17 protein-coding genes are annotated in these 20,962 nt (G+C 64.3%); 11 read left to right on the top strand and 6 right to left on the bottom strand.

The window, feature by feature from the left end; all coding sequences use genetic code 11:
- Window positions 1-389 precede the first annotated feature (389 nt).
- A complete protein-coding gene (locus QZ964_RS08915) occupies window positions 390-1,289 on the top strand; it encodes a nickel/cobalt efflux transporter (protein ID WP_292531079.1) in 900 nt (299 codons plus the stop codon).
- Here the strand turns inward: QZ964_RS08915 and QZ964_RS08910 are convergent, their stop codons facing one another.
- From QZ964_RS08910 to QZ964_RS08900, 3 genes are read right to left on the bottom strand one after another with little or no spacing between them, the layout of a single operon-like run.
- Window positions 1,290-2,177, bottom strand: coding sequence for an NAD(P)-dependent oxidoreductase (locus QZ964_RS08910; RefSeq protein WP_292531078.1), 888 nt, complete (start codon window positions 2,175-2,177; stop codon window positions 1,290-1,292).
- A gap of 31 nt (window positions 2,178-2,208) precedes the next feature.
- Complete coding sequence (locus tag QZ964_RS08905; protein WP_292531077.1) at window positions 2,209-4,962, bottom strand: heavy metal translocating P-type ATPase; 2,754 nt, start codon at window positions 4,960-4,962, stop codon at window positions 2,209-2,211.
- 37 nt (window positions 4,963-4,999) lie between these two features.
- Window positions 5,000-5,485 carry an isoprenylcysteine carboxylmethyltransferase family protein gene (locus QZ964_RS08900; protein WP_292531076.1) on the bottom strand — a complete coding sequence of 162 codons (486 nt, stop codon included), beginning with the start codon at window positions 5,483-5,485 and terminating at the stop codon, window positions 5,000-5,002.
- Between the two features lie 129 nt (window positions 5,486-5,614).
- Here QZ964_RS08900 and QZ964_RS08895 point away from each other — a divergent pair, with 129 nt between their 5' ends.
- The 4 genes from QZ964_RS08895 to QZ964_RS08880 are packed head-to-tail and all read left to right on the top strand — an operon-like array spanning window position 5,615 to window position 9,007.
- Window positions 5,615-5,959 carry a ClpX C4-type zinc finger protein gene (locus QZ964_RS08895; RefSeq protein WP_292531074.1) on the top strand — a complete coding sequence of 115 codons (345 nt, stop codon included), beginning with the start codon at window positions 5,615-5,617 and terminating at the stop codon, window positions 5,957-5,959.
- 17 nt (window positions 5,960-5,976) lie between these two features.
- A complete protein-coding gene (locus tag QZ964_RS08890; RefSeq protein ID WP_292531072.1) occupies window positions 5,977-7,110 on the top strand; it encodes an 8-amino-7-oxononanoate synthase in 1,134 nt (377 codons plus the stop codon).
- Window positions 7,107-7,742, top strand: coding sequence for a dethiobiotin synthase (bioD, locus tag QZ964_RS08885; RefSeq protein WP_292531071.1), 636 nt, complete (start codon window positions 7,107-7,109; stop codon window positions 7,740-7,742). The genes QZ964_RS08890 and bioD overlap by 4 nt, the downstream gene beginning before the upstream one ends.
- A complete protein-coding gene (locus QZ964_RS08880) occupies window positions 7,739-9,007 on the top strand; it encodes an adenosylmethionine--8-amino-7-oxononanoate transaminase (RefSeq protein WP_292531070.1) in 1,269 nt (422 codons plus the stop codon). Before bioD ends, QZ964_RS08880 begins: the two co-directional genes overlap by 4 nt.
- On the opposite strand, the gene QZ964_RS08875 is transcribed toward QZ964_RS08880, so the two are convergent.
- The 3 genes from QZ964_RS08875 to QZ964_RS08865 form a co-directional block, all read right to left on the bottom strand.
- Window positions 9,004-10,761: an AMP-binding protein gene (locus QZ964_RS08875; RefSeq protein WP_292531069.1), complete on the bottom strand. Its 1,758-nt coding sequence runs from the start codon at window positions 10,759-10,761 to the stop codon at window positions 9,004-9,006. The two genes, QZ964_RS08880 and QZ964_RS08875, sit on opposite strands and share 4 nt — an antisense overlap.
- 142 nt (window positions 10,762-10,903) lie before the next feature.
- Window positions 10,904-11,908, bottom strand: coding sequence for a high frequency lysogenization protein HflD (locus QZ964_RS08870; protein ID WP_292531068.1), 1,005 nt, complete (start codon window positions 11,906-11,908; stop codon window positions 10,904-10,906).
- Window positions 11,905-12,618: a DUF1007 family protein gene (locus QZ964_RS08865; protein WP_292531067.1), complete on the bottom strand. Its 714-nt coding sequence runs from the start codon at window positions 12,616-12,618 to the stop codon at window positions 11,905-11,907. Before QZ964_RS08865 ends, QZ964_RS08870 begins: the two co-directional genes overlap by 4 nt.
- A gap of 206 nt (window positions 12,619-12,824) precedes the next feature.
- On the opposite strand from QZ964_RS08865, the gene QZ964_RS08860 reads away from it, so the two are divergent.
- The 6 genes from QZ964_RS08860 (at window position 12,825) to QZ964_RS08835 (ending at window position 20,961) form a co-directional block, all read left to right on the top strand.
- Complete coding sequence (locus tag QZ964_RS08860) at window positions 12,825-16,340, top strand: indolepyruvate ferredoxin oxidoreductase family protein (RefSeq protein WP_292531066.1); 3,516 nt, start codon at window positions 12,825-12,827, stop codon at window positions 16,338-16,340.
- Window positions 16,341-16,558: 218 nt separating this feature from the next.
- A complete protein-coding gene (locus tag QZ964_RS08855; protein WP_292531064.1) occupies window positions 16,559-17,338 on the top strand; it encodes a cobalt-precorrin-6A reductase in 780 nt (259 codons plus the stop codon).
- The gene (locus QZ964_RS08850) at window positions 17,335-18,792 is read left to right on the top strand and encodes a cobyric acid synthase (protein WP_292531063.1); all 1,458 of its coding nucleotides are present in this window, start codon (window positions 17,335-17,337) and stop codon (window positions 18,790-18,792) included. Before QZ964_RS08855 ends, QZ964_RS08850 begins: the two co-directional genes overlap by 4 nt.
- Window positions 18,789-19,817, top strand: a complete 1,029-nt coding sequence (gene cobD / locus QZ964_RS08845; protein WP_292531062.1) for a threonine-phosphate decarboxylase CobD — start codon at window positions 18,789-18,791, stop codon at window positions 19,815-19,817. The genes QZ964_RS08850 and cobD overlap by 4 nt, the downstream gene beginning before the upstream one ends.
- The gene (gene bluB / locus QZ964_RS08840; protein WP_292531061.1) at window positions 19,807-20,523 is read left to right on the top strand and encodes a 5,6-dimethylbenzimidazole synthase; all 717 of its coding nucleotides are present in this window, start codon (window positions 19,807-19,809) and stop codon (window positions 20,521-20,523) included. The genes cobD and bluB overlap by 11 nt, the downstream gene beginning before the upstream one ends.
- A gap of 150 nt (window positions 20,524-20,673) precedes the next feature.
- Entirely contained in the window at window positions 20,674-20,961 is a 288-nt protein-coding gene (locus QZ964_RS08835) for a hypothetical protein (protein WP_292531060.1), read from the top strand.
- Window position 20,962: the final 1 nt, after the last annotated feature.

The raw sequence follows: 20,962 nt of genomic DNA, 5'->3' as shown, positions 1-20,962 counted from the left end.
CGAAGTTCGTCGCCGGCGACATGCCCTAAGCGATACTGACGAATTGAAATAAAGAGCCCCCGGCCCACAAAGCCGGGGGTTTTTCTATGACAACCCGCGCAGACCGACATAGCCTCCAATGCGCCGCACGTCGCTGCGGAGGCCGTCCAGCGTGATCTCGGCCCGACGAATTTTGCCGCGGGCAGTAACGGGCGTCAGTCGCGTTCGTCGTTGCTTTCGGCGCAACGACTCGACGTTGCGCATTCTTCTACTGCGCTTGTTTCGTCGGGCTGCGCTCATTATAAAATGGCGGGGCTCCCTGGAGATCGGCGGAGCCGTCGACGCCGTAAAGCCGGTCTCCGCTCGCTTATCGCCTTTGACACCGCGCCCGAGGAGCCCGCGCCGCCCCAATGTCCGATCTTGCCGAAGTCTTCCGCGCCGGCACGGAGAACGCCTGGATTTTCGCGCCGAGCGCTGTGGCGTTGGGCGCCCTGCACGGGCTCGAACCCGGTCATTCGAAAACGATGATGGCGGCGTTCATCGTTGCGATTCGTGGCACGGTGGCGCAGGCGGTGCTGCTTGGACTCGCGGCGACGATCTCGCACACGGCGATTGTTTGGGCGATCGCGCTGACGGGACTCTATTTCGGCGCTCAACTCAACGTCGAAGCGAACGAACCCTATCTGCAGATCGTTTCAGGCGCGCTGATCATCGCCGTCGCTCTCTGGATGATCTGGCGAAGCTGGCGCGATATTGCGGCCAGCAGACCCGTGACGACGCCGGCGCATGAGAGCGGCCCGCTTCCCGCCGCCGCAGCAGCGCATGGGCATGCGCATGGCGGCGCGCATGTTCATGCCCATGACGAGGGCCTCCCTCACAGTCACGAGGAAGAGGAATTCGAAAGCGAGCTCCTTGACGTCGATCCGACCGTCTACGCTGACGCGCATGAGCGCCAACATGCGTTGGATATTGAGCGGCGTTTCGCCAATCGCCGGGTGACCACCGGACAGATCATTCTGTTCGGCCTGACCGGGGGGCTCATTCCCTGTCCGGCGTCGATCACTGTGCTTCTCCTTTGCCTGCAGGTCGGGCGCATCGGACTGGGGGCGCTGCTGGTGCTGTGCTTCAGCGTCGGTCTGGCGCTGACCCTCGTGCTGGTCGGGGTGGCGGCGGCGCTTGGCCTGCGTCACGCCGCTTCGCGCTGGCCGGACATTGAAGCCCTCGCGGCGCGCGCGCCCTATCTCTCCGGCGCGATCGTCGCCGCGGTCGGCGCCTATACGATCGCTGCGGGCGCAGCCGCCTTGGCGTAATTATTTATCGGGGTGAAACGCCAATTTCGCCACCCTGGCGGTGATCGGCGCGTCGAGAAAGAAGTCCAGCGCGGCGTCGACCCTGGAATCGACGGCGTAGGTCGAGAAGTCGGTCATGCCTTCTTTCTTCAAGACCTGCACATCGATGAAGAAATTGCCGCTGCAGTCCTTTGCCGGACGAACGAGAATGGCGTGCGCGGCGTCGGCGACGATCTCGGGCTTGCGCGACCGGCGCAGCAGTTCCTCGCCGCCGAGCAGATTGCCGACCGCGGCCGTCGCGATCGCGGTCTCCGGCCACAGCGAATTCACGGCGACGCCGTCGGCCGCGAGGTCCGTTGCGAGGCCGAGCGTCACGAGGCTCATCCCATATTTCGACATTGTGTAGGCGAGGTTGGGAGAAAACCATTTGGGATTCAAATCCACCGGCGGTGAAAGCGTCAAAATGTGCGGATTGTCGGATTTGCGCAGATGCGGCAGCGCCGCCTTGCAGCAAAGATAGGTTCCGCGCGCATTGATCTGATGCATCAGATCGAAGCGTTTCATGTCGAGCGCGTCGATACCGCGCAGATCGATGGCGCTGGCGTTGTTGACCAGGATATCGATGCCGCCAAAGCATGACACGGCTTGATTGACCGCCGCTTCCACCTGATCCTCGAAGCGAATGTCGCAGGGGACGGCGAGCGCCTGTCCACCCGCCGCTTCGATCTCGGCTGCGGCGGTGTAGATCGTGCCCGGAATTCTCGGGTTTTCCGTCACGCTCTTGGCTGCGACCACGACATTGGCGCCGTCGCGCGCGGCGCGCATCGCAATGGCGAGGCCGATGCCGCGGCTGGCGCCGGTAATGAAGAGCGTCCTGCCGGCAAGCGAGCGCGTCGCGGAGCCTGTCATGGCGCGCGCGCGCCGTGGTTCGTCGCGAAACTCACGCGGCGACCTGCGCCGGGTAGCCGGCTTCGGTGATCGCCTTGGCGAGCGCCTCAGCGTCCTTCGGCGACGGCGTCACATCGACCCTGCCCGTGCTGAGATCGACTTTGACGTCGGCGTTCGGCTCAACCGATTGCACCGCCTTGGTGACATGCTTCACGCACATATTGCAGGTCATGTCCTTCACATTGAATGTCGTCATCGCTTCCTCCTTGATTTCGTTTTCCGCCGCTTCTGGTTCGATCGGCGACGGTTGCTCGGCGGCGTCGGCGCCCGAAACGACCGGGGGCTCGAATCGGCGCAGGCGCAGCGCATTGGTGAGCACAAAAACGCTGGACAACGCCATGGCCGCTGCGCCGAACATCGGCGAGAGCAGCATGCCGTTCACCGGATAGAGCGCGCCCGCCGCAACCGGTATCAGCACGACATTGTAGCCGAACGCCCAGAACAGATTCTGTTGGATGTTGCGCATCGTCGCATGCGAAATCGCGAGCGCCGCCGGAACCTTGGCGAGATCGCCCGACATCAGCACCACGTCGGCCGCTTCGATCGCAATGTCGGTTCCTGTGCCGATCGCGATCCCGGCGTCGGCGGCCGCAAGCGCCGGCGCGTCATTCACGCCGTCGCCGACGAAAGCGATTTTGTTGGCCTCTCGCAGACGTTCGAGCGTCGCGACTTTTCCGTCAGGAAGAACTCCGGCGACGACCTCGTCGATTCCGAGTCTCGCGGCGATGGCTTTCGCCGTGCGCTCGTCGTCGCCGGTGATCATCGCCGTCTTCACGCCGATCGAATGAATCGCGTCGATCGCCGCGCGGCTCGTCGGCTTAAGATCGTCGGCGACGCAGAGTATCGCGCCAAGCTTCCCCTCGACCGCGACGTAAAGCGGCGTCTTTCCTTCCTCGGCGAGCCTCTGCGCGTCCTGCGCGAAGGACGTCGCGTCGACGCCGAGCGTCGTCATGTAGCGCTCGGCGCCGATGGCGACGGTCTTGCGGTCGACGATACCCGTGACCCCCATGCCGGCGACGGATTTGAAGTCGGCGCAGGGCGAAAGCGTCAGATCTGCGGCCTTGGCGGCGGCGACCAGCGCGGCGCCCACGGGATGTTCCGACTGTGCCTCGACGCTTGCGGCAAGCCGCAGAAGCTCGTTCTCCTTCTTGCCGGGGGTCGCGACGAGATCGGTCAGGCGCGGCTTGCCATAAGTGAGCGTGCCGGTTTTGTCGAAGGCAATCAGCGTCACGTCGCGCAGCGTTTGCAGGGCCTCGCCCTTGCGGAACAGGACGCCGAGCTCCGCCGCGCGGCCCGTTCCGGTCATGATCGCGGCCGGCGTCGCCAGTCCCATGGCGCAGGGGCAGGCGATGATGAGTACGGCGACGGCGTTGACCAGCGCATACGTCAGACGCGGCTCCGGTCCAACCAGCATCCAGATGACGAAGGTCAGCGTGGCGACCGCAAAGACAGCCGGCACGAAGACGGCGGTGACGCGATCGACCATCGCCTGAATCGGCAGCTTGGCGCCCTGCGCCTGCTCGACCATGCGGATGATGCCGGCGAGCGTCGTATCCCCGCCGACGCGGGTCGCGCGAAACGAGAAGGCGCCGGAGCCGTTGACGGTCGCCCCGGTGACCGCGGCGCCCGGCCTTTTGGCGACGGGCGCCGGTTCGCCGGTCACCATCGACTCGTCGACATGGGACGCGCCTTGCGTCACCACGCCGTCGGTCGGAATGCGTTCGCCAGGCCGCACCAGAACGATGTCGCCGACGCGCACGTCATCGATATCGACGTCGACGGTCGCGCCGTCATGCTCGACGCGGGCGGTTTTCGGCTGAAGCCGCGCCAGCGCGCGGATCGCTTCCGACGTGCGGCCTTTGGCGCGCGCTTCGAGATAGCGGCCGAACAGGATGAGGGTAACGATGACGACCGCCGCCTCGTAATAGACATGCACTGAGCCCGCCGGCAGCACATCGGGCGCGAAGGTCGCGACGACCGAATACAGATAGGCGCTGAGCGTGCCCGTGGCGACGAGCGCGTTCATGTCGGGCTGGCGCCGCAGCAGCGACGAAATTCCCTTGAGGAAGAAAATGAGGCCGGGACCGAACAGTACGACGCTGGCAAGCAGGAAGGAAATCTCGCGGATTCTCTCTTCACCGATCACGCCCATCGTCCAGTGATGAACGGCGGGAATGAGATGTCCGCCCATTTCGACCAAGAAGATCGGAGCCGTCAGAATGGCGGCGACGATGAGGCGGAAGCGCAGCACGCGCATTTCCTCCTCGCGTCGCGCTCGTTCGCGATCGGCGCCGCCTGAATCGGTCTCGATCTGTCGCGGCTCATAGCCGGCCTGCGAGATGGCGCGGCGCAGACGGTCGGTAAGGCCGGGGCCAGAGAGGGCGCGCACGGATGCGCGTTCTGTCGCGAGATTGACCTTCGCCTCAAGCACGCCCGGAACGGCGCTCAGCGCTTTTTCAACATGCGACACGCAGGAGGCGCAGGTCATCCCGCCGACGCCGATCTCGATCGTCTCGACGACCGCCTCGTAGCCTGCGTCCGAGACTGATTTCACGATTTGCGTAAGGCTGGCCCCGGGCGCGAGCGAAACCTCCGCCCGTTCAGTGGCGAGATTGACGCTGGCGGCGTTCACGCCCGGCGTATGCGCAAGCGCCTTTTCGACATGCGACACGCAGGAGGCGCAAGTCATGCCGCGGACCGTGAAGTCGAGGCGTTCGCCGCCCGGTAACGGTGTTTGAGCGTTCATACTTGCCGCCTCGTTCACAACGCCCTCGCGCATCAGTCTAAAGCCACCGACGCGTGCGCGCCATATAGGACCGATAGTCGTCGCCAAATTTCTCAAGAAGATGCCGCTCTTCCGGCTCTATGGCGAGCTTTGTCAGGCCAAACGCCAGAGCGGGCGTCAACAACAGCGTAAATGGCGAGCCGAGGAAGAGACCCAGGCCGAAAATCAGGGCGACATGCGACACATAGATTGGATTGCGCGAAAAGCGAAACGGTCCCTCTGTGACGAGAAAAGACGCCGCGCGATGCGGCAGGATCGTCGTTTGATGGCGCGACAGAATGCGAAAGCACCAGACATCATTGGCCAGCGCAAGCATGACGATCGCTGCGCCGGCGACCTGTATGAGGGACGAGGAGGCGCGATCGATGAGCGAAGCCCGGGTTGCGGCGTCGAGCGCAAGCCCGGCGGCGAGGGTCATCGCCATCAGGATCGGCGGCCAGGGAATGCTGGAAGGCGAAGCATCGGCGCGTATCGGCGCGTTCATTGCGGCTGCTCCGGGAGAGCTTTGAGTCATAAAATCGCGTCTCGGCGCGCCGTTTTCAAGTGAGTCCGTCAAGGCGCGCTTGACGATCTTCTCGCAGGCTGTCAAGAGTCCCTTGACAGAGGGGTCTCGATGCTCACCCTGCCTAAACGTAAACTTCGCTGCTCGTTCTGCAAGAAGTCGGAAACTCAGGTCGCCCGGCTCATCGGTGGCGCCGCTGGCGGCTATATTTGCGAAGACTGCGTCAGCGTGTGCAACAAGATCCTTGACGCTGCGCCTTCGCCGTTCAAGAGCTGGGACGATCTCACCGAGGAGCAATTATTGTCGTCGATCAAGGCGAGCGAAGCCAGCATCACGGCGCTGCATTCGCTCATCCACACGCAAATCGAGGCGCTTCGCAAACGCGAAGTCAGCTGGACGGCGATCGGCAAGGCGCTCGGCGTCTCCCGCCAAGCGGCTTGGGAGCGGTTCTCCTGATAAAGGATCGATCCGACATGCTCGATCGCTACGCGCAGGATCTCGCCGATCTCGCCGCGCGCGGCAGATTGCGCGCGCTGCCGCCGCGCGTCGGGATGGATTTCGCGTCGAACGACTATCTGGCGCTCGCCGAATCGCCGGAACTCGCCGAGGCGGTGAGCGCGGCGCTTGCGCGCGGCGTTCCTGTCGGCGCCGGCGGGTCACGGCTCTTGCGCGGCAATCATTCGGAGCATGAAGCGCTGGAAGAAGAGGCGGCGGGTTTTTTTGGCGCTGAAAGCGCGCTTTTTTTCAGCGCCGGCTTTACGGCCAATGAGGCGCTGCTTTCCACCGCGCCTCAGCGCGAGGATCTTATTCTCTATGATGCGCTCGCGCACGCCAGCGCTCATGAGGGCATGCGATTGGCGCGCGCGCCGAATGCGCGATTTGCGCATAATGACGTCGGCGCCGCCGAGGATGCGATCCGCGCCTGGCGCGAAAAGGGCGGGCGCGGGCGCGTCTGGATCGTGGTCGAGAGCCTCTACAGCATGGATGGCGATAGGGCGCGGCTTGACGATCTGTGCGCACTCGCCGAGCAAAACGAAGCCTTCCTGCTAATCGACGAGGCGCACGCGACGGGAGTCTATGGTCCGGGCGGCCGCGGACTCGCGGCGCGTTTTGAAGGCAAGGACAATGTCATTACCCTGCATACCTGCGGCAAAGCGCTGGGAGTCGCGGGCGGACTGCTCTGTCTGCCGCGCGTCTTGCGCGACTTCATGATCAACCGCTGCCGGCCGTTCATCTTCGCGACCGCGCCATCGCCCATGATCGCCGCTTGCGTGCGCGCGGCGCTCAAGATCATCGAAGCGGCCGACGACCGGCGCGCTGAGCTGATGTCGCGCATCGACTTCGCCGGTGCCGAGCTGCGGCGCCTCTGTGCGATCGAGCCGTCGGGAAGCCAGATTCAACCCATCATTGTCGGCGACGATGTCCGAGCGACGACTCTTGCGTCACGCCTGCAGGCGCTCGGTTACGATATTCGCGCCATTCGTCCGCCGACTGTGCCGGAGGGCTCCGCGCGGCTGCGCATCGCCCTGACGCTCAATACGCGCAAGCAAGACGTCGCGCAGATGATCGCGCATCTTGGCGAAGAGTTAGCTAGGCTCGAACCATGAACCGCCGCTTCGTCATCGTCGGAACGGACACCGGCGTCGGCAAGACGATCGTCTCCGCCGCGATCGTCGGGGCGATCGACGCCTATTATTGGAAGCCGGTGCAGGCGGGCCTCAGCGACGAGACGGACTCGCAGACCGTTGCGCGGCTTTCCGGCGCGCCCGCAGATCATATTTTCACTGAGGCGTGGCGGCTGCGTCGCGCCGCTTCGCCGCATCTTGCCGCCCGCGACGAAGGCGTCGACATCGACGCCGCGGCGCTGAACCCGCCGCAGTGCTCTGGTCCGCTGGTGATCGAGACGGCGGGCGGCGTGATGACGCCGCTCAGCGACCGCGCACTGACCATCGATGTGCTGGAGCGCTGGCGGCTGCCCGTCGTTGTCGTCGCGCGCACGAGCCTCGGCACGATCAATCACAGCCTGCTCACGCTCGAAGCGTTGCGCAGACGCGGCGTTTCGATAACGGGAATGATTTTCGTCGGCGACGCCGACGCCGACGCGCAACGCTCGATCGAGACGATCGGCGGCGTGCGCATTCTCGGCCGTTTGCCGAAGCTCAATCCCTTGAACCAGAAAACGCTCGGAGCCGCGTTCAACGCCGCAATCGCGCGCGACGCCTTTGGGAGCGGCGCATGAGCCTCGTCGCCGACTCTCCGGTCTGGCGGCCGTTCACCCAGCATGCGTTGCAGCCCGCCGCCTTCAAGATCGCGCGCGCCGAAGGCGCCTGGCTTGAAGCCGAGGACGGCACGCGCTTTCTCGACGCCATCTCGTCCTGGTGGGTGATCACCCACGGCCATCGCCATCCGGCGATCATGCAGGCGATCCGCGAGGAAACCGAACGGCTCGATCAGATCATTTTCGCCGGCTTCACCCATGAGCCGGCGGAGGCCCTAGCGCGGCGCCTCGTTACGCTGACGCCGCCGGGGCTCGACTATGTGTTTTATTCCGACAGCGGCTCCACCTGCGTCGAAGTAGCGATCAAGATGGCGCTCGGCTTCTGGCGCAATCGTGGAGACTCGCGCACGCGCGTCGTTGCGCTCGAACATGGCTATCATGGCGATACGATTGGAACGATGTCGGCCGGCGCGCGCTCGCCTTTCAACGCGCCTTATGAGCCATTGCTCTACGAGGTGACGCGCATACCTTTTCCGATGCGTGGACGCGAGCAGGAAACGCTCGACGCGTTGGAGCGCGCCTGTCGCGACAAGCCGGCCGCCTTGCTTGTCGAGCCGCTCATCTTGGGCGCCGGCGGCATGCTGATGTACGGCGCCGATACGCTCGCGGAGATGAGGCGCATCTGCGCTCATTACGGCGTGCTGTTCATTGCCGACGAAGTGATGACGGGCTTCGGACGCACCGGAACGCTGTTCGCCTGCGAGCAGGCGGACGTCATTCCGGACATCGCCTGCTACGCCAAGGGTCTTACCGGCGGCGCGCTGCCGCTCGCCGTCACAATGTGCAGGAGCGAAATTTTCGAGGCGCATCTGTCGCAGGATCGGGCGCGCGCTTTTTTTCACTCGAGCTCCTATACCGCCAATCCGATCGCCTGCGCCGCCGCGCTCGCCAATCTCGACGTGTGGGCGACGGGCGAACCCGCCACCCGCGTCGCGGCGCTTTGCGACATGCAGGCGACGCGCTTAGCGCGCTTTGCCGATGACGCGCGCTTTTCGAACGCCCGCCGGCTTGGAATTATCACTGCGGTCGATCTCAATGTCGCGCAAGGCGGTTATCTGGCGACGATCGCGCTCGATCTCATGCGCTTCTTCAACGAGCGGGGCCTTGTGCTGCGCCCGCTCGGCCCGACGATCTATGTCTTTCCGCCATACTGCGTCGAGGAAGCCGAACTCGATCTCGCCTATGACGCGATCAGCGAGGCGGCGGACCGTTTTGGCGGGCGCTAGCGCCCAAGTTCGGTTCTCACGCTCTTGCCGCGTCCCTCGTCGGGGACGGTTTTCTTGCGCGCGAGAAATTCTTCCTTCAGCGCGCGCCGCAGGATTTTTCCGACGTTGCTCTTGGGCAGGCTCTCGCGAAATTCGAAATAGCGCGGAATCTTGTAGCTCGTCAGCTGCTCATGCGCGAACGCGCGCAACTCCTCGCGCGTGAGGCTTGGATCGCGCGCCACGACAAACGCCATCGGCGCTTCGCCGGAATGTTCGTGCGGCACGCCGATGACCGCCACCTCCTTGACTTTCGGGTGTTCGATCAGCACGGATTCGACTTCATTGGGATAGACGTTGAAACCCGAGACAAGGATCATGTCCTTCAATCGATCGACGATCTTGATGAGCCCGTCGGGCGCCATCACGGCAATATCGCCGGTCTTGAGAAATCCGTCGGCCGTCAGCGCATTTGCGGTTTCGTCCGGCCTGCGCCAATAGCCCCCCATCAATTGCGGCCCCTTGATGCAGAGTTCGCCGCGCTCGCCAAGGGCAACGGGCTCGCCCTCGGGCGAACGCACCGAGATTTCCGTCGATGGCACGGGATAGCCGATCCCGCCGGTGAATTCGGCGATCGTCGGCTTGTTGATCGTGACGATCGGCGACGTCTCGGTCAGTCCGTAGCCTTCGACGATCGGCTTGCCAGTCAAAGCCTTCCATTTCTGCGCCACGACTTCCTGGGTCGACATGCCGCCCGAGATGGTGAGGAGAAGACTGGAATAGTCCACCGACTTGGCCGCAGAATGATCGGCGATCGCCGCATAGAGCGTGTTGACGCCCGAGAAGAGCGTGAACGTCGATTTGCGCAGCGTCGCGATGAGGCCCTTGATGTCCCGCGGATTGGCGATGAGCAGGCAGCAACCGCCGGCCTTCACCACCAGAAGCAGGCAGGCGGTCAGACCGAATATGTGGTAGAGCGGCAGCGCCGTCACCATGATCAGCGGCTTGTCGGCCAGATAGGGTTTGAGCCAGGCCCACGACTGCTCGACATTGGCGGCGACATTGCGATGTAGCAGCATGGCGCCCTTGGCGACGCCGGTCGTGCCGCCGGTATATTGCAGAAAGGCGATGTCGTCCGGCTTCACCGGGGCCGGTTTGAACGGCTCCTCCGCCCCTGCTTGCAACACTTGCGCGAATCCGACGCATCCCGGCAGGCGATAAGCGGGGACCATGCGTTTGACCCAGCGCAAAACGAAATTGACGAGCGCGCCGCGCAGACCCATGAGATCGCCGGGCTTTACGATGATCGCGCGCTCGAGTTTCATTTGCGGCCACGCGGCCGCTGCGGTATGCGCGAAGTTTTCGAAGACGAACAAGAATCGCGCGCCCGAGTCGTTCATCTGGTGTTCGAGCTCGTGTGACGTATACAGCGGATTGACGTTCACCACGACCCCGCCCGCGATCAAGACGCCGAACAGGATTGCAGGGTAAGCGAGCACGTTCGGCGACATGATCGCGACCCGATCGCCCTTCCTCAACCCTCGTGTCTGCAGCCAGGCGGCGACCGCGACGGCGGCGTGACCGAGTTCCTCGAAGGTGAGCGTCGCGCCAAAGCTCTCCATCGCGGTTCGGTCGGCGAAGTCCACAACGCTCGCGTTGAATATATTGACCAGCGTCGAATAGCTCGATTCATCGATCTCCGCTGGAACGCCGTCGGGGTACGACGACAGCCATGGCCGCTTCGCGTAGGGGTCCTCTCGTTGTTCCACGCTCGTCATTGTCGTCTTGGACCTCCGCGAGTCGGCATGATCGCGGATCGCGAATCGTCCGCTTCGCCTATTTGCTTCTGTTCAAGATAGCGCATCCAGCGTCGTATGATGCCACTCCCGCCGCAATCATTATGTTGCATCGCGAGCGGCGTCACGTCGATCCTGCCGAAATCGGCGCGAGGCCGAAGAGCAGCGTAACGCCGAGCGCCAGAACCAGCATTGCGGCGATGAACTCGCCCCCGCGCGCGATGATGATCGCGCGGCGCGAATCCTTCGCCCCAAGCCGTACCGCTGCGCCCTTGGCGTAAACCGCCGTCGCAGCGAGCGCGCCCGTCGTCATCGCGGTCCCGGCCGACATGGCGATGACCGCTCCGGCGCCCGCGGCGAAAAGCCCCTGCGACAGGGTGAACGCCAGGACGAGAATCGCTCCCGAGCAGGGGCGCAGGCCGGCGGCGACGACAGTCGCCGCCGCGTCGGCGAGGCGGAACTTTGGCCCTGCCAACGTCGAGGGGTCCGGCGCATGGCGGCAGGTCTCGTCATGCACATGCGTCGGGTCGTCAATCGCTTCGCAGACGAAGCCGCGCGCCGTCGGCGCGATTGCGGGCATGCGGAGAGCCACCGACAATGCGCGCCCTTTCACCCAGGCAAGGCGTGCGCCGAGCGCCGCGACCGCCGTATAGCTCGCAAGCTCGATCAAGCGCGTCGCGTCGCTCATCTGGTTAGCGGTCGCGCGGAATATCGCCGCGGCGGCTCCGACGATGGCGATCGCGACCAGCCCTTGCAGCAGCGCAGCGAGCCCCGCGAGCAGCAGACCGCGTCTTAGCGCGGTTTCATTGGCGAGCATGTAAGACGCAAGCACCGCCTTGCCGTGGCCGGGACCGGCGGCGTGAAAAGCGCCATAGGCGAAGCTCGCCGCGGCGAGGGCGAAAAATGCGGAAGGATCGGTCTTAAGCGCCCGCACCGCGGCCTGCAGCTCAGCCTGGAACTTGCTTTGCCAGGCCAGAACCAGCCCCGCGAAGCCTGTCGCCGTCCCAATCGATTCTTGCGCCCCCACCGCGAAGGGATGACGGGGCGCGCACCATGCCGATGAAGCCGCGATGGTGGCGATCGCCGCAGCCGTTAAGGCGATCCAAAAGACCCTTTCCCTAGTCCTCACGGACAGACCACGATCGCGCGCGTCGCCAGCCTCACGCCGAAATCGGCGCCCGGCGACATGTTTTGGAAGAAAGCTTCGCTCAGTTTCTGGTTGTCGGTCGCCATGAGCGGCGCAGGTTCGACAAGGCTGAGCGAGCACCCGGCCGGCGCTCCCGCGAGCGCGACGGGATCTTTCTTCTCGAGTCCGAAGGAGACGAAATATGTCGGGTCATAGACCTGAAAGGAGAACGGCTTCTTGGCCGCGATCGGCGTCTCCAGCGGCAGGAAGAAGCGCAGGGTGACGATCTTCTTGTCATTGGCTTCGAGCGCCACATTCTCCGGCTGTTTGAACGCGAGCTTGGCGTTGTCCTGCTTAGCGAAGGTGAAAAATTCGAATTCGGCCAGCGACTCGACGTTCGTTTTGGCGAGCGGCGCAAGTTCTTCCTTGGTGGGCGGCTTGCCATCCTTTCCGAGGCCCTGCACCGCATAGGCCGAATACATTTCGTCGAACTCCCAGGCGTGCCGAACGCCGGCGATCTTGCCATCTGGCGCGAATACGACTTCGCTGCGCACCGCGACCCATACGTGAGGGTGGGCGGACGCCGTCCCAATACCCATCACCGTCGTGAAAAGGATAAGAATCGAGTTGATTTTCAGCTTCATACTGGTCTCGCGCTTAGGCGGCGAAGGCGGCAGAAACGCGGCGCAGACTCCCGCTTCGAGCCTGTGCATGCTAGGAGATCCGTCCTTGAAAAGGCGCTTGCCTGTGGCATAAGGTGGCTGGTGCAGAGTCGGCGCCGGCGGGGCGCTGTGCGAGGGAAGGCCTCGACGGCTGGGTCGTTAAACCGGATTCGTTCACGGGTTGATCCTTTTCTTTTAGCGTGTGAGCGCAAGAGTCCCAAGCGCGCTTCGCCGAATTCGCGCAGGAGAGCACACTAATGGCGGAAATCGCCGCCGGCGACGCAATGACCGGCTCCGCCTTCGCCGAGGCGTCGCTCTCAGACCGATTTGACCTCCACAAATCGCGCGTGCTGATCACCGGCACGCAGGCGCTTGTGCGTCTGCTCCTTATGCAGAAGGAGGCTGACCGCCGCGCCGGCCTGAACACCGCGGGCTTCGTCACCGGATACCGCGGCTCGCCTCTGGGCGGCGTCGACGCGCAAATGCACAAGGCCAAGGCGCTGTTCGAGGCCAATGATATTCTATACATGCCGGGACTCAACGAAGATCTGGCGGCGACCGCGATCTGGGGCGCGCAGCAGGCCGAGATGCGCGGCGAAGGCAAATATGACGGCGTCTTCTCGCTCTGGTACGGCAAAGGTCCCGGCGTTGACCGGAGCGGCGACGCATTCAGACATGTCAACCTCGCCGGCACGGCGCGCTACGGCGGCGCGCTGGCGCTCATGGGCGATGATCACACTGCCGAATCCTCGACCACCGCGCACCAGTCCGACTATCATTTCGTCGACGTAATGATCCCGATCCTGTCGCCGGCCGGCGTGCAGGAGATTCTCGACTACGGGATTTACGGTTTCGCACTGTCGCGCTTCGCCGGCGTCTGGGTCGGGCTGAAGCTCCTCAAGGATACGGTCGAATCGACGGCCTCGATCGACAGTTCGCTCGACCGTATCCGCCCGATCGTCCCCCCGGGCTTCTTCATGCCGCCCGGCGGGCTCAACATCCGCCCCGGCGATCCGGTTCTCGCTCAGGAAGAGCGACTGCAGGAAAGCAAGCGCGATGCGATGCTCGCCTTCATCCGCGCCAATCGATTGAATCGAATCATCACGTCCGGCGGCGCTAATCCGAAGATCGGCGTCATCACCGTCGGCAAGTCCTATCTCGACGTGCGTCAGGCAATGGACGATCTCGGCCTCGACGAAGTCAAGGCGAACGATCTGGGTCTGCGCCTTTACAAGATCGCGGCGCCATGGCCGATTGAGCCGCAGGGCCTGCGAGAATTCGCGCGCGGCCTCGACCTCATCATCGTCGTCGAAGAAAAACGCTCGCTGATCGAAGTGCAGTTGCGCGAGGAGCTTTACGGCGCTGCGCATCAGCCGCTCTGCATCGGCAAGAAGGATGAGCGCGGCGAATGGCTATTCCCGGTCAAGGGCGCGCTCGACGCCAATGACGTCGCCATCGCCATCGGCCGCCGCCTGCTGAAATACCACCCGTTGGAGGAGTTGGAGGCGCGCGTGCGCCGGCTCGAGAGACTGCAGGACCGCCGCCGGACGATGACCGACGTCACCGTCCGCGTGCCGCATTTCTGCGCCGGCTGTCCGCATTCGACATCGACCCATGTGCCCGAGGGCTCACGCGCCTATACCGGCATCGGCTGCCATTACATGGCGCAGTGGATGGACCGCTCGACTGAAGGCTACACTCATATGGGCGGCGAAGGCGCGAACTGGATCGGCGAGGCGCCGTTCTCGACGCGCAAGCATATGTTTCAGAATCTCGGCGACGGCACCTATAATCATTCGGGATCGCTCGCCATCCGCTTCGCTGTCGCGACCAACACCAACATCACCTTCAAAATTCTCTTCAATGGCGTCGTCGCGATGACGGGCGGCCAACAGCACGAAGGCGAATTGACCGTCGAAACGATCGCGCGACAGGTCGCGGCCGAAGGCGTGAAGAAAATCGCGCTGGTGACCGACGAACCCGGCAAATATGCGCCGACGATCGACTGGCCGCCGGGTCTGACGATCCATCACCGCAACGTGCTCAATGAGGTGCAGCGCGAACTGGCGCAGACGGAAGGCGTCACCATACTGATCTATGATCAGACCTGCGCCACAGAAAAGCGTCGCCTGCGCAAGCGCGGGCTGATGACCGATCCGGACTCGCGCGTCATCATCAACCAGCTCGTGTGCGAAGGCTGCGGCGACTGCGGCACGGCGTCGAACTGTGTCGCGGTGCAGCCGGTCGAGACCGAATTCGGCCGCAAGCGGCGAATCGATCAATCCGCCTGCAACAAGGATTTTTCCTGCCTCGAAGGATTCTGTCCAAGCTTTGTCACCGTACATGGCGGGCGGATGAAAAAGGCGCCGTTGCCCTCAAAGCCCGACGCCAATGGACAGCCTGCGCTGCCGGCGCCTCGCATCGCCGAGATCGGCGCCTTGCCCTATGGCGTCCTCATTGCGGGGCTGGGCGGGACCGGCGTCGTCACCGTTTCAGCCATTCTCGGCATGGCAGCGCATCTCGAGGGTAAAGGCGTCGGCGTTATTGACATGGCCGGCCTCGCGCAGAAGGGTGGGGCGGTCTACTGCCACGTGAAGATCGGCCGCACGCCGGCGGAGGTTCACGCCATCCGCATCGCCGCGGGCGAAGCCGATCTGATGCTGGGCTGCGACCTCGTCGTCGCCGGCGCCAAGCAGGTGCTCGCCGCCGTCGAGCACGGCAAGACGGCGGTGCTCGTCAATTGCGCCGAGGTGTTTCCCGGCGACATCGAACGCAATCCCGACTTCGTCCTGCCGTCGGAGGAAATCAAGCAGGCGATCCGCCGCGCAGGCGGACCTGAGTCGACCTTCATCGATACGACGGCGCTCGCCCAGGCGCTGCTCGGCGACTCGATCGCCGCCAATATTTTCATCCTCGGCTACGCCTGGCAGAAGGGCTATCTGCCGCTGTCGGACGCCGCGATCCTGCGCGCCATCGAGTTGAACGGCGAATCCGTGGCGATGAATCATTCCGCCTTCCACTGGGGTCGGCGCGCGGCGCATGATCTGAACAGCGTGCTGGCTGTCGTCGAGTCGCTGCGCCAGCCTAGTCGCAATCGCGAAAAATCGAAGTCGCTCGATGAGGTCATCAGCCGTCGGGCGGCGTTTCTGGTCGATTATCAGAATGAAGCCTACGCTGCCCGCTATCGTCGTCGCGTCGAGAAGATCGCCGAGCTCGAAGCCCGTCGCGCGCCGGGTTCGCGCGAGTTGACGGAGGCGGTCGCGCGCTATCTGTTCAAGCTGATGGCGGCGAAAGACTATTACGAGGTCGCACGGCTTTACACCGACGGCGCCTTTCGGCGCCAGCTCGACGAAACCTTTGAAGGCGAGCTGCGCCTCGAGTTGCATCTTGCGCCCAGTGTCCCGTCGCTGCAGCGCAAGACCGACTTCGGCGGTTCGCGCAAGTTCACCTTCGGTCCGTGGATGTTCAAGGTGCTGCGCGTGCTGGCGAAGATGAAAGGCTTGCGCAACACATGGATCGATGTCTTCCGCTTTGATCACGATCGCGTGGTCGAGCGAGGGCTGCTCGCGGATTATGAAGCGCTGCTCGATGAGTTTTCCGTTTCGCTCGCGCGAGAAAATCATGCGAGCGCGGTCGCGCTTGCGCGCCTGCCGGAGCACATTCGCGGCTTCGGCCATGTCAAGGCACGCCATATCGCCGCCGTCGACGCCGAGCGCGAGCGCTTGATCGCCGAATATCGCCAGCCGGATGCGGTGAAACTCGCCGCAGAGTGAGTCCGCTCTGGACGATGTGGTGATATAAACCAAAGGGGCTTTCGCTTCAGGGTTGTCATTCCCGGCGGATCGAAGGTCCGACCGGGAATCCAGAGCAGCTACGCGAATCTTTGAAGCTGGCCCTGGATTCCCGATCGCGCGCGTTGCGCGCGTCGGGAATGACATGCGTGAAAACTTTGATTGGTTGTTGTGGCGTGAATGAATCAACGGAAATTGGCGTGAGGGTCGAGCGTTCGGCCTCGGTTTTTTCGAGCGCCACGCCCTGCCGCCGCGCGCTCGTGCTCGGCGGCTCCAGCGAAGCGCGCATTCTTGCGACGCGCATCGCCGCCGACTCGCGTCTGCAAGGCGTCATCTCGCTCGCCGGACGCACCAGCGCGCCGCTCGCGCATGATCTGCCAATTCGCGTCGGCGGATTCGGCGGCGTCGAAGGTCTGACGCGCTATCTCGTCGAAGAGCGGATCTCACATGTCGTCGACGCGACGCATCCCTTTGCGGGGCGTATTTCGGCGAACGCCGGCGCCGCCTGCGCCGCCGCCGGCGCGCCGTTGCTTGTCCTGACGCGCCCGCCGTGGTCGCCTGGCCAGAGCGACCGTTGGATCGAGGTCGTGGACAACGACGCCGCTGCGCGCGCGCTCGGCGCCGCGCCGCGCCGGGTCTTTCTCGCCATCGGCCGGCAGGGCGTCGCCGATTTTCGCGCCGCCGCGCAGCATGACTATCTCCTTCGGGTGATCGAACCGCCGCGAACCGGCGACCTCCCGCCCATCTGCGAGGTGATTTTCGGCCGGGGTCCCTTCGCGCTCGAGGATGAGATCGCGCTGATGCGCGACAGGCGCATCGAGGCCGTCGTCACCAAGAACAGCGGCGGCGCGCTCGCCTACGCCAAGATCGAGGCGGCGCGGGCGCTTGGGCTCGATGTCATCATGATCGCGCGTCCGGCAAGCGGCGGCGCCACGACGACGCACAGCATCGACGCGGCGATGGCCTTTCTCGCTTCATGAGCCGCACGCTGATGATCCAGGGCACGGGCTCCGACGTCGGCAAATCACTTCTTGTCGCCGGACTCGCGCGCGCCTTCGCCAATCGCGGCGTGAGGGTTGCGCCGTTCAAGCCGCAAAACATGTCGAACAACGCCGCGGTCACCGTCGACGGCGGCGAGATCGGCCGCGCCCAGGCCTTGCAGGCGCGGGCTGCGCGGCTTATGCCGCGCATCGACATGAATCCTGTGTTGCTCAAGCCGCAAGGCGCGTGCGGCGCGCAAATCGTCGTGCAGGGCGGAGTCATCGGCCAGGCGAAGGCGCGCGACTATCAGGATTTGAAGCCTCGCCTGATGCGGCCTGTGCTCGAAAGCTATGCGCGGCTGAAGGCGGAAGCGGACATGGTCATTGTCGAAGGCGCCGGCAGCGCCGCCGAGATCAATCTGCGCAAGAACGACATCGCCAACATGGGCTTTGCGCGCGAAGTCGATGCGCCCGTCGCGCTCGTCGGCGATATCGACCGCGGCGGCGTCATTGCGCAACTCGTCGGTTGTAAAGCGGCGCTCGATGATGAAGATGCGGCGATGGTCGAGGGGTTTATCGTCAACAAGTTTCGCGGCGACGCTTCGCTTTTTGACGACGGCCTGCGCTTCATCGCTGAACGCACGGGCTGGCGCCCGCTCGGCCTCGTGCCGTTTTTCGAGGCCGCCGCGCGGCTGCCGGCGGAAGACGCCTTTGGGTTGCGCAGACGACGCGATGTTCATGGCGACGGCGTCGTGATCGCCGTTCCGCTCCTGCCGCACATCGCCAATTTCGACGATCTCGATCCGCTGAAGGCCGAACCCGGCGTGCGTGTGATCTTCCTGAAGGACGGGGAGCCGCTGCCGCCGGAGACGCAACTCGTCATCCTGCCGGGATCGAAAGCGACGATCGCCGATCTCACGGCGCTGCGCGCCAGTGGCTGGGATATCGACATTCTCGCGCATGCGCGTCGCGGCGGCCGCGTCTTCGGCGTTTGCGGCGGCTATCAGATGCTCGGCCGCGTCATTCGCGATCCGCTCGGCGTCGAGGGGGCGGCCGGCGAGGCGGCCGGATTGGGCCTCCTCGACGTCGAGACGGCGTTGACCGGAGAAAAGATGCTCACGCCCGTCAGCGGCCACGCGCCGATGTTCGACGCGCCGTTTTGCGGCTACGAGATGCATGTCGGCGAAACGTCCGGTCCCGATTGCGAGCGGCCTGTGTTGCGACTTGCAGACGGACGCATCGATGGCGCGACCTCGCGCAACGGCCGGGTCGCGGGCGTCTATGCGCATGGGCTCTTCGCCGATGATGCCTTGCGCGCGTCCCTGCTGCGTATGCTCGGCGCGCCGCCGTCGCCGCTGCGCTATGAGGAGTCGATCGAAACAACGCTCGACGCGCTCGCGGCGCATTGCGCGCGCCATATTGATCTCGATGCGCTGTGGGAGATGGCGCGGTGACGGCGCATTCCGCAATCGACGCGCCGCCGGTCGTCGTGCATGGGGGGCGACTCGACGCCGCACGCCGTCTCTATCCCGCCGCGCCGCAGCCCTGGATCGATTTGTCGACGGGCGTCAATCCGCGCGCCTATCCGCCGCCGCCGCTTGCCGACGAAGTCTTTACGCGACTTCCCGACGATGACGCTTTCGCCGCGCTCGAGAGCGCCGCGCGCCGGAACTATGGCGTTCCGGCCGGAGTCGACATCGTCGCAGGCGGCGGGGCGCAAGCGTTCATCCAGTTGCTGCCACGCGTTTTCCCAGCCAAACGAGTCGCGATCCTCGGGTTCACCTATGCAGAGCACGGTGCCTGTTGGGCGGCTTCGAGTGCGCAGGTCGACACGGCGCACACATTGGATGTGCTTGCGGACGCCGATGTCGGCGTGATCGTCAATCCCAACAATCCGGACGGACGCCTCCTCGCGCCCGAGGAGATATTGTTGACGGCCGGTCTGATGGCGCAACGCGACCGCCTGCTGATCGTTGATGAATCATTTGTGGACTTCACGCCGGAACGCAGCGTGGCGCGTTTCGCGAACGATAAGGCGCTCGTCGTGTTGCGGTCCTTCGGAAAGGCCTATGGCCTCCCCGGCGTGCGGCTTGGTTTCGCGCTGTGCGCGCGTGCGCGCGCGGCGAAGCTTCGCGCCGCGCTCGGGCCGTGGGCCGTATCCGGACCGGCGCTGGTCATTGGCGCCCGCGCCCTGGCTGATGACGCATGGCGCGCCAGCGCCGCGCAAGACGGCGCGCGAGACGCGGCGCGCCTCGACAGGCTTCTGATCCAGTCAGGCTTTCAAATCGTGGGCGGAACGACGCTGTTTCGGCTGGCGGCGCATCCGCAGGCCTCTCGCTGGTTCGCGCATCTCGCGTCGCGCGGGGTGTTGACGCGCTCGTTTGCCGAAAAGCCTGACTGGCTGCGGTTTGGTCTGCCGGGAAGCGACGCGGCCTGGTCGCGGCTCGCCGAAGCGCTGGAGAATTTTGGTGGCGATTGAGGCGCCGAAAAAGCCGCAGGAGGATCTGGCGCCCGCTGCCGCCTTTAGCGACGCCGAGCGGGCGGCGATTTACCGCGTCATCCATGCGCGCCGCGACGTTCGGGATGAGTTCCTTCCCGACGATGTGCCGCGGGAGGTCCTGCTGCGCATCCTCGATGCAGCTCATCATGCGCCTTCCGTCGGCTTTATGCAGCCTTGGAACTTCATCATTATCAGAGACGTCGAGAAGCGGCGCGCCGCCAGCGAGGCCTTTCGGCGCGCCTGTGAAGCCGAAGAGCAGGCGTTAGAGCCCGAGCGGCGTTCGCTTTATCGGAGCCTCAAGCTGCAAGGCATTATGAAGGCGCCGCTCAATATTTGCGTCACTTGCGATCGCGCCCGCTTTGGCGCGACAGGTCTCGGTCGCTCTCAGCAACCCAACACCGACATCCTCAGCACCGCCTGCGCCGTTCAGAATCTGTGGCTCGCGGCGCGCGCCGAAGGCGTCGGCGTAGGGTGGGTGAGTATCCTCAGAGAAGCCGACCTGCATCAGATCTTTAATATTCCCAGTGAGATAGCTATCGTCGCTTATCTCTGCGTCGGCTATGTCGGCAAGGCCTACACATCGCCAGAACTTGAGGTCAAGCGATGGGCGTCGCGGCTTCCGCTGGAGAATCTGATTTTTGAAGAGAGCTGGGGAGGGCTGGCCGCTTCCACAAACCCGCCTTAAATAGCTGAAAGGCTGAGCCCAGCTTTCCTGTGGACTACTGGAGAAGACCTTTTCGCGGAGCTGGTTTTTTGGCGCCACGGGTGAAAGGTTGGAACATTAGGAACTGCCGGATGGTCGAAGCTCCAATTCGGGGGCGTCGGAGACGCGAACATGGCGCCGGTTAATGTGGAACAGCTGTTCGAAAAAGCCTTTCCCCTCGCCAACAACACGATCCTGACCGTCACGGAAGTGCCAGACTCCGAGGAGCAGCTGCTGAAATTGTTCGAACGCGCCATGCTGCGCGGCTTCGACAATCACGCGCGGCTGACGCAGATTCAGTTGCCGATGGAGCGCTTCCCCGATCTCGATTCGAAATTCTGGCACGTGCCGATCGAGGATTGCGGCGCCGCCCAGGTGCTGCGCTTCTTCTTCGAGACGCCGCAAACGCCGGCGCACTGAC

Origin of the sequence: Methylocystis sp. (assembly GCF_021731785.1) — a bacterium.
In the GTDB taxonomy this organism is placed as follows: domain Bacteria; phylum Pseudomonadota; class Alphaproteobacteria; order Rhizobiales; family Beijerinckiaceae; genus Methylocystis.
Note: the sequence above shows the minus strand (reverse complement) of the source record. Positions and strands in the feature narration are given on the sequence as shown.

Excerpts from the sequence above, each read along its gene's own strand:
- QZ964_RS08835 (WP_292531060.1), top strand. The coding sequence starts at position 20,674 with ATGGCGCCGGTTAATGTGGAACAGCTGTTCGAAAAAGCCTTTCCCCTC.
- QZ964_RS08875 (WP_292531069.1), bottom strand. The coding sequence starts at position 10,761 with ATGACGAGCGTGGAACAACGAGAGGACCCCTACGCGAAGCGGCCATGG.
- QZ964_RS08905 (WP_292531077.1), bottom strand. The coding sequence starts at position 4,962 with ATGAACGCTCAAACACCGTTACCGGGCGGCGAACGCCTCGACTTCACG.
- QZ964_RS08900 (WP_292531076.1), bottom strand. The coding sequence starts at position 5,485 with ATGAACGCGCCGATACGCGCCGATGCTTCGCCTTCCAGCATTCCCTGG.
- QZ964_RS08890 (WP_292531072.1), top strand. The coding sequence starts at position 5,977 with ATGCTCGATCGCTACGCGCAGGATCTCGCCGATCTCGCCGCGCGCGGC.
- bioD (WP_292531071.1), top strand. The coding sequence starts at position 7,107 with ATGAACCGCCGCTTCGTCATCGTCGGAACGGACACCGGCGTCGGCAAG.
- QZ964_RS08860 (WP_292531066.1), top strand. The coding sequence starts at position 12,825 with ATGGCGGAAATCGCCGCCGGCGACGCAATGACCGGCTCCGCCTTCGCC.
- QZ964_RS08915 (WP_292531079.1), top strand. The coding sequence starts at position 390 with ATGTCCGATCTTGCCGAAGTCTTCCGCGCCGGCACGGAGAACGCCTGG.
- QZ964_RS08850 (WP_292531063.1), top strand. The coding sequence starts at position 17,335 with ATGAGCCGCACGCTGATGATCCAGGGCACGGGCTCCGACGTCGGCAAA.
- QZ964_RS08895 (WP_292531074.1), top strand. The coding sequence starts at position 5,615 with ATGCTCACCCTGCCTAAACGTAAACTTCGCTGCTCGTTCTGCAAGAAG.
- QZ964_RS08880 (WP_292531070.1), top strand. The coding sequence starts at position 7,739 with ATGAGCCTCGTCGCCGACTCTCCGGTCTGGCGGCCGTTCACCCAGCAT.
- QZ964_RS08910 (WP_292531078.1), bottom strand. The coding sequence starts at position 2,177 with ATGACAGGCTCCGCGACGCGCTCGCTTGCCGGCAGGACGCTCTTCATT.
- QZ964_RS08865 (WP_292531067.1), bottom strand. The coding sequence starts at position 12,618 with ATGCACAGGCTCGAAGCGGGAGTCTGCGCCGCGTTTCTGCCGCCTTCG.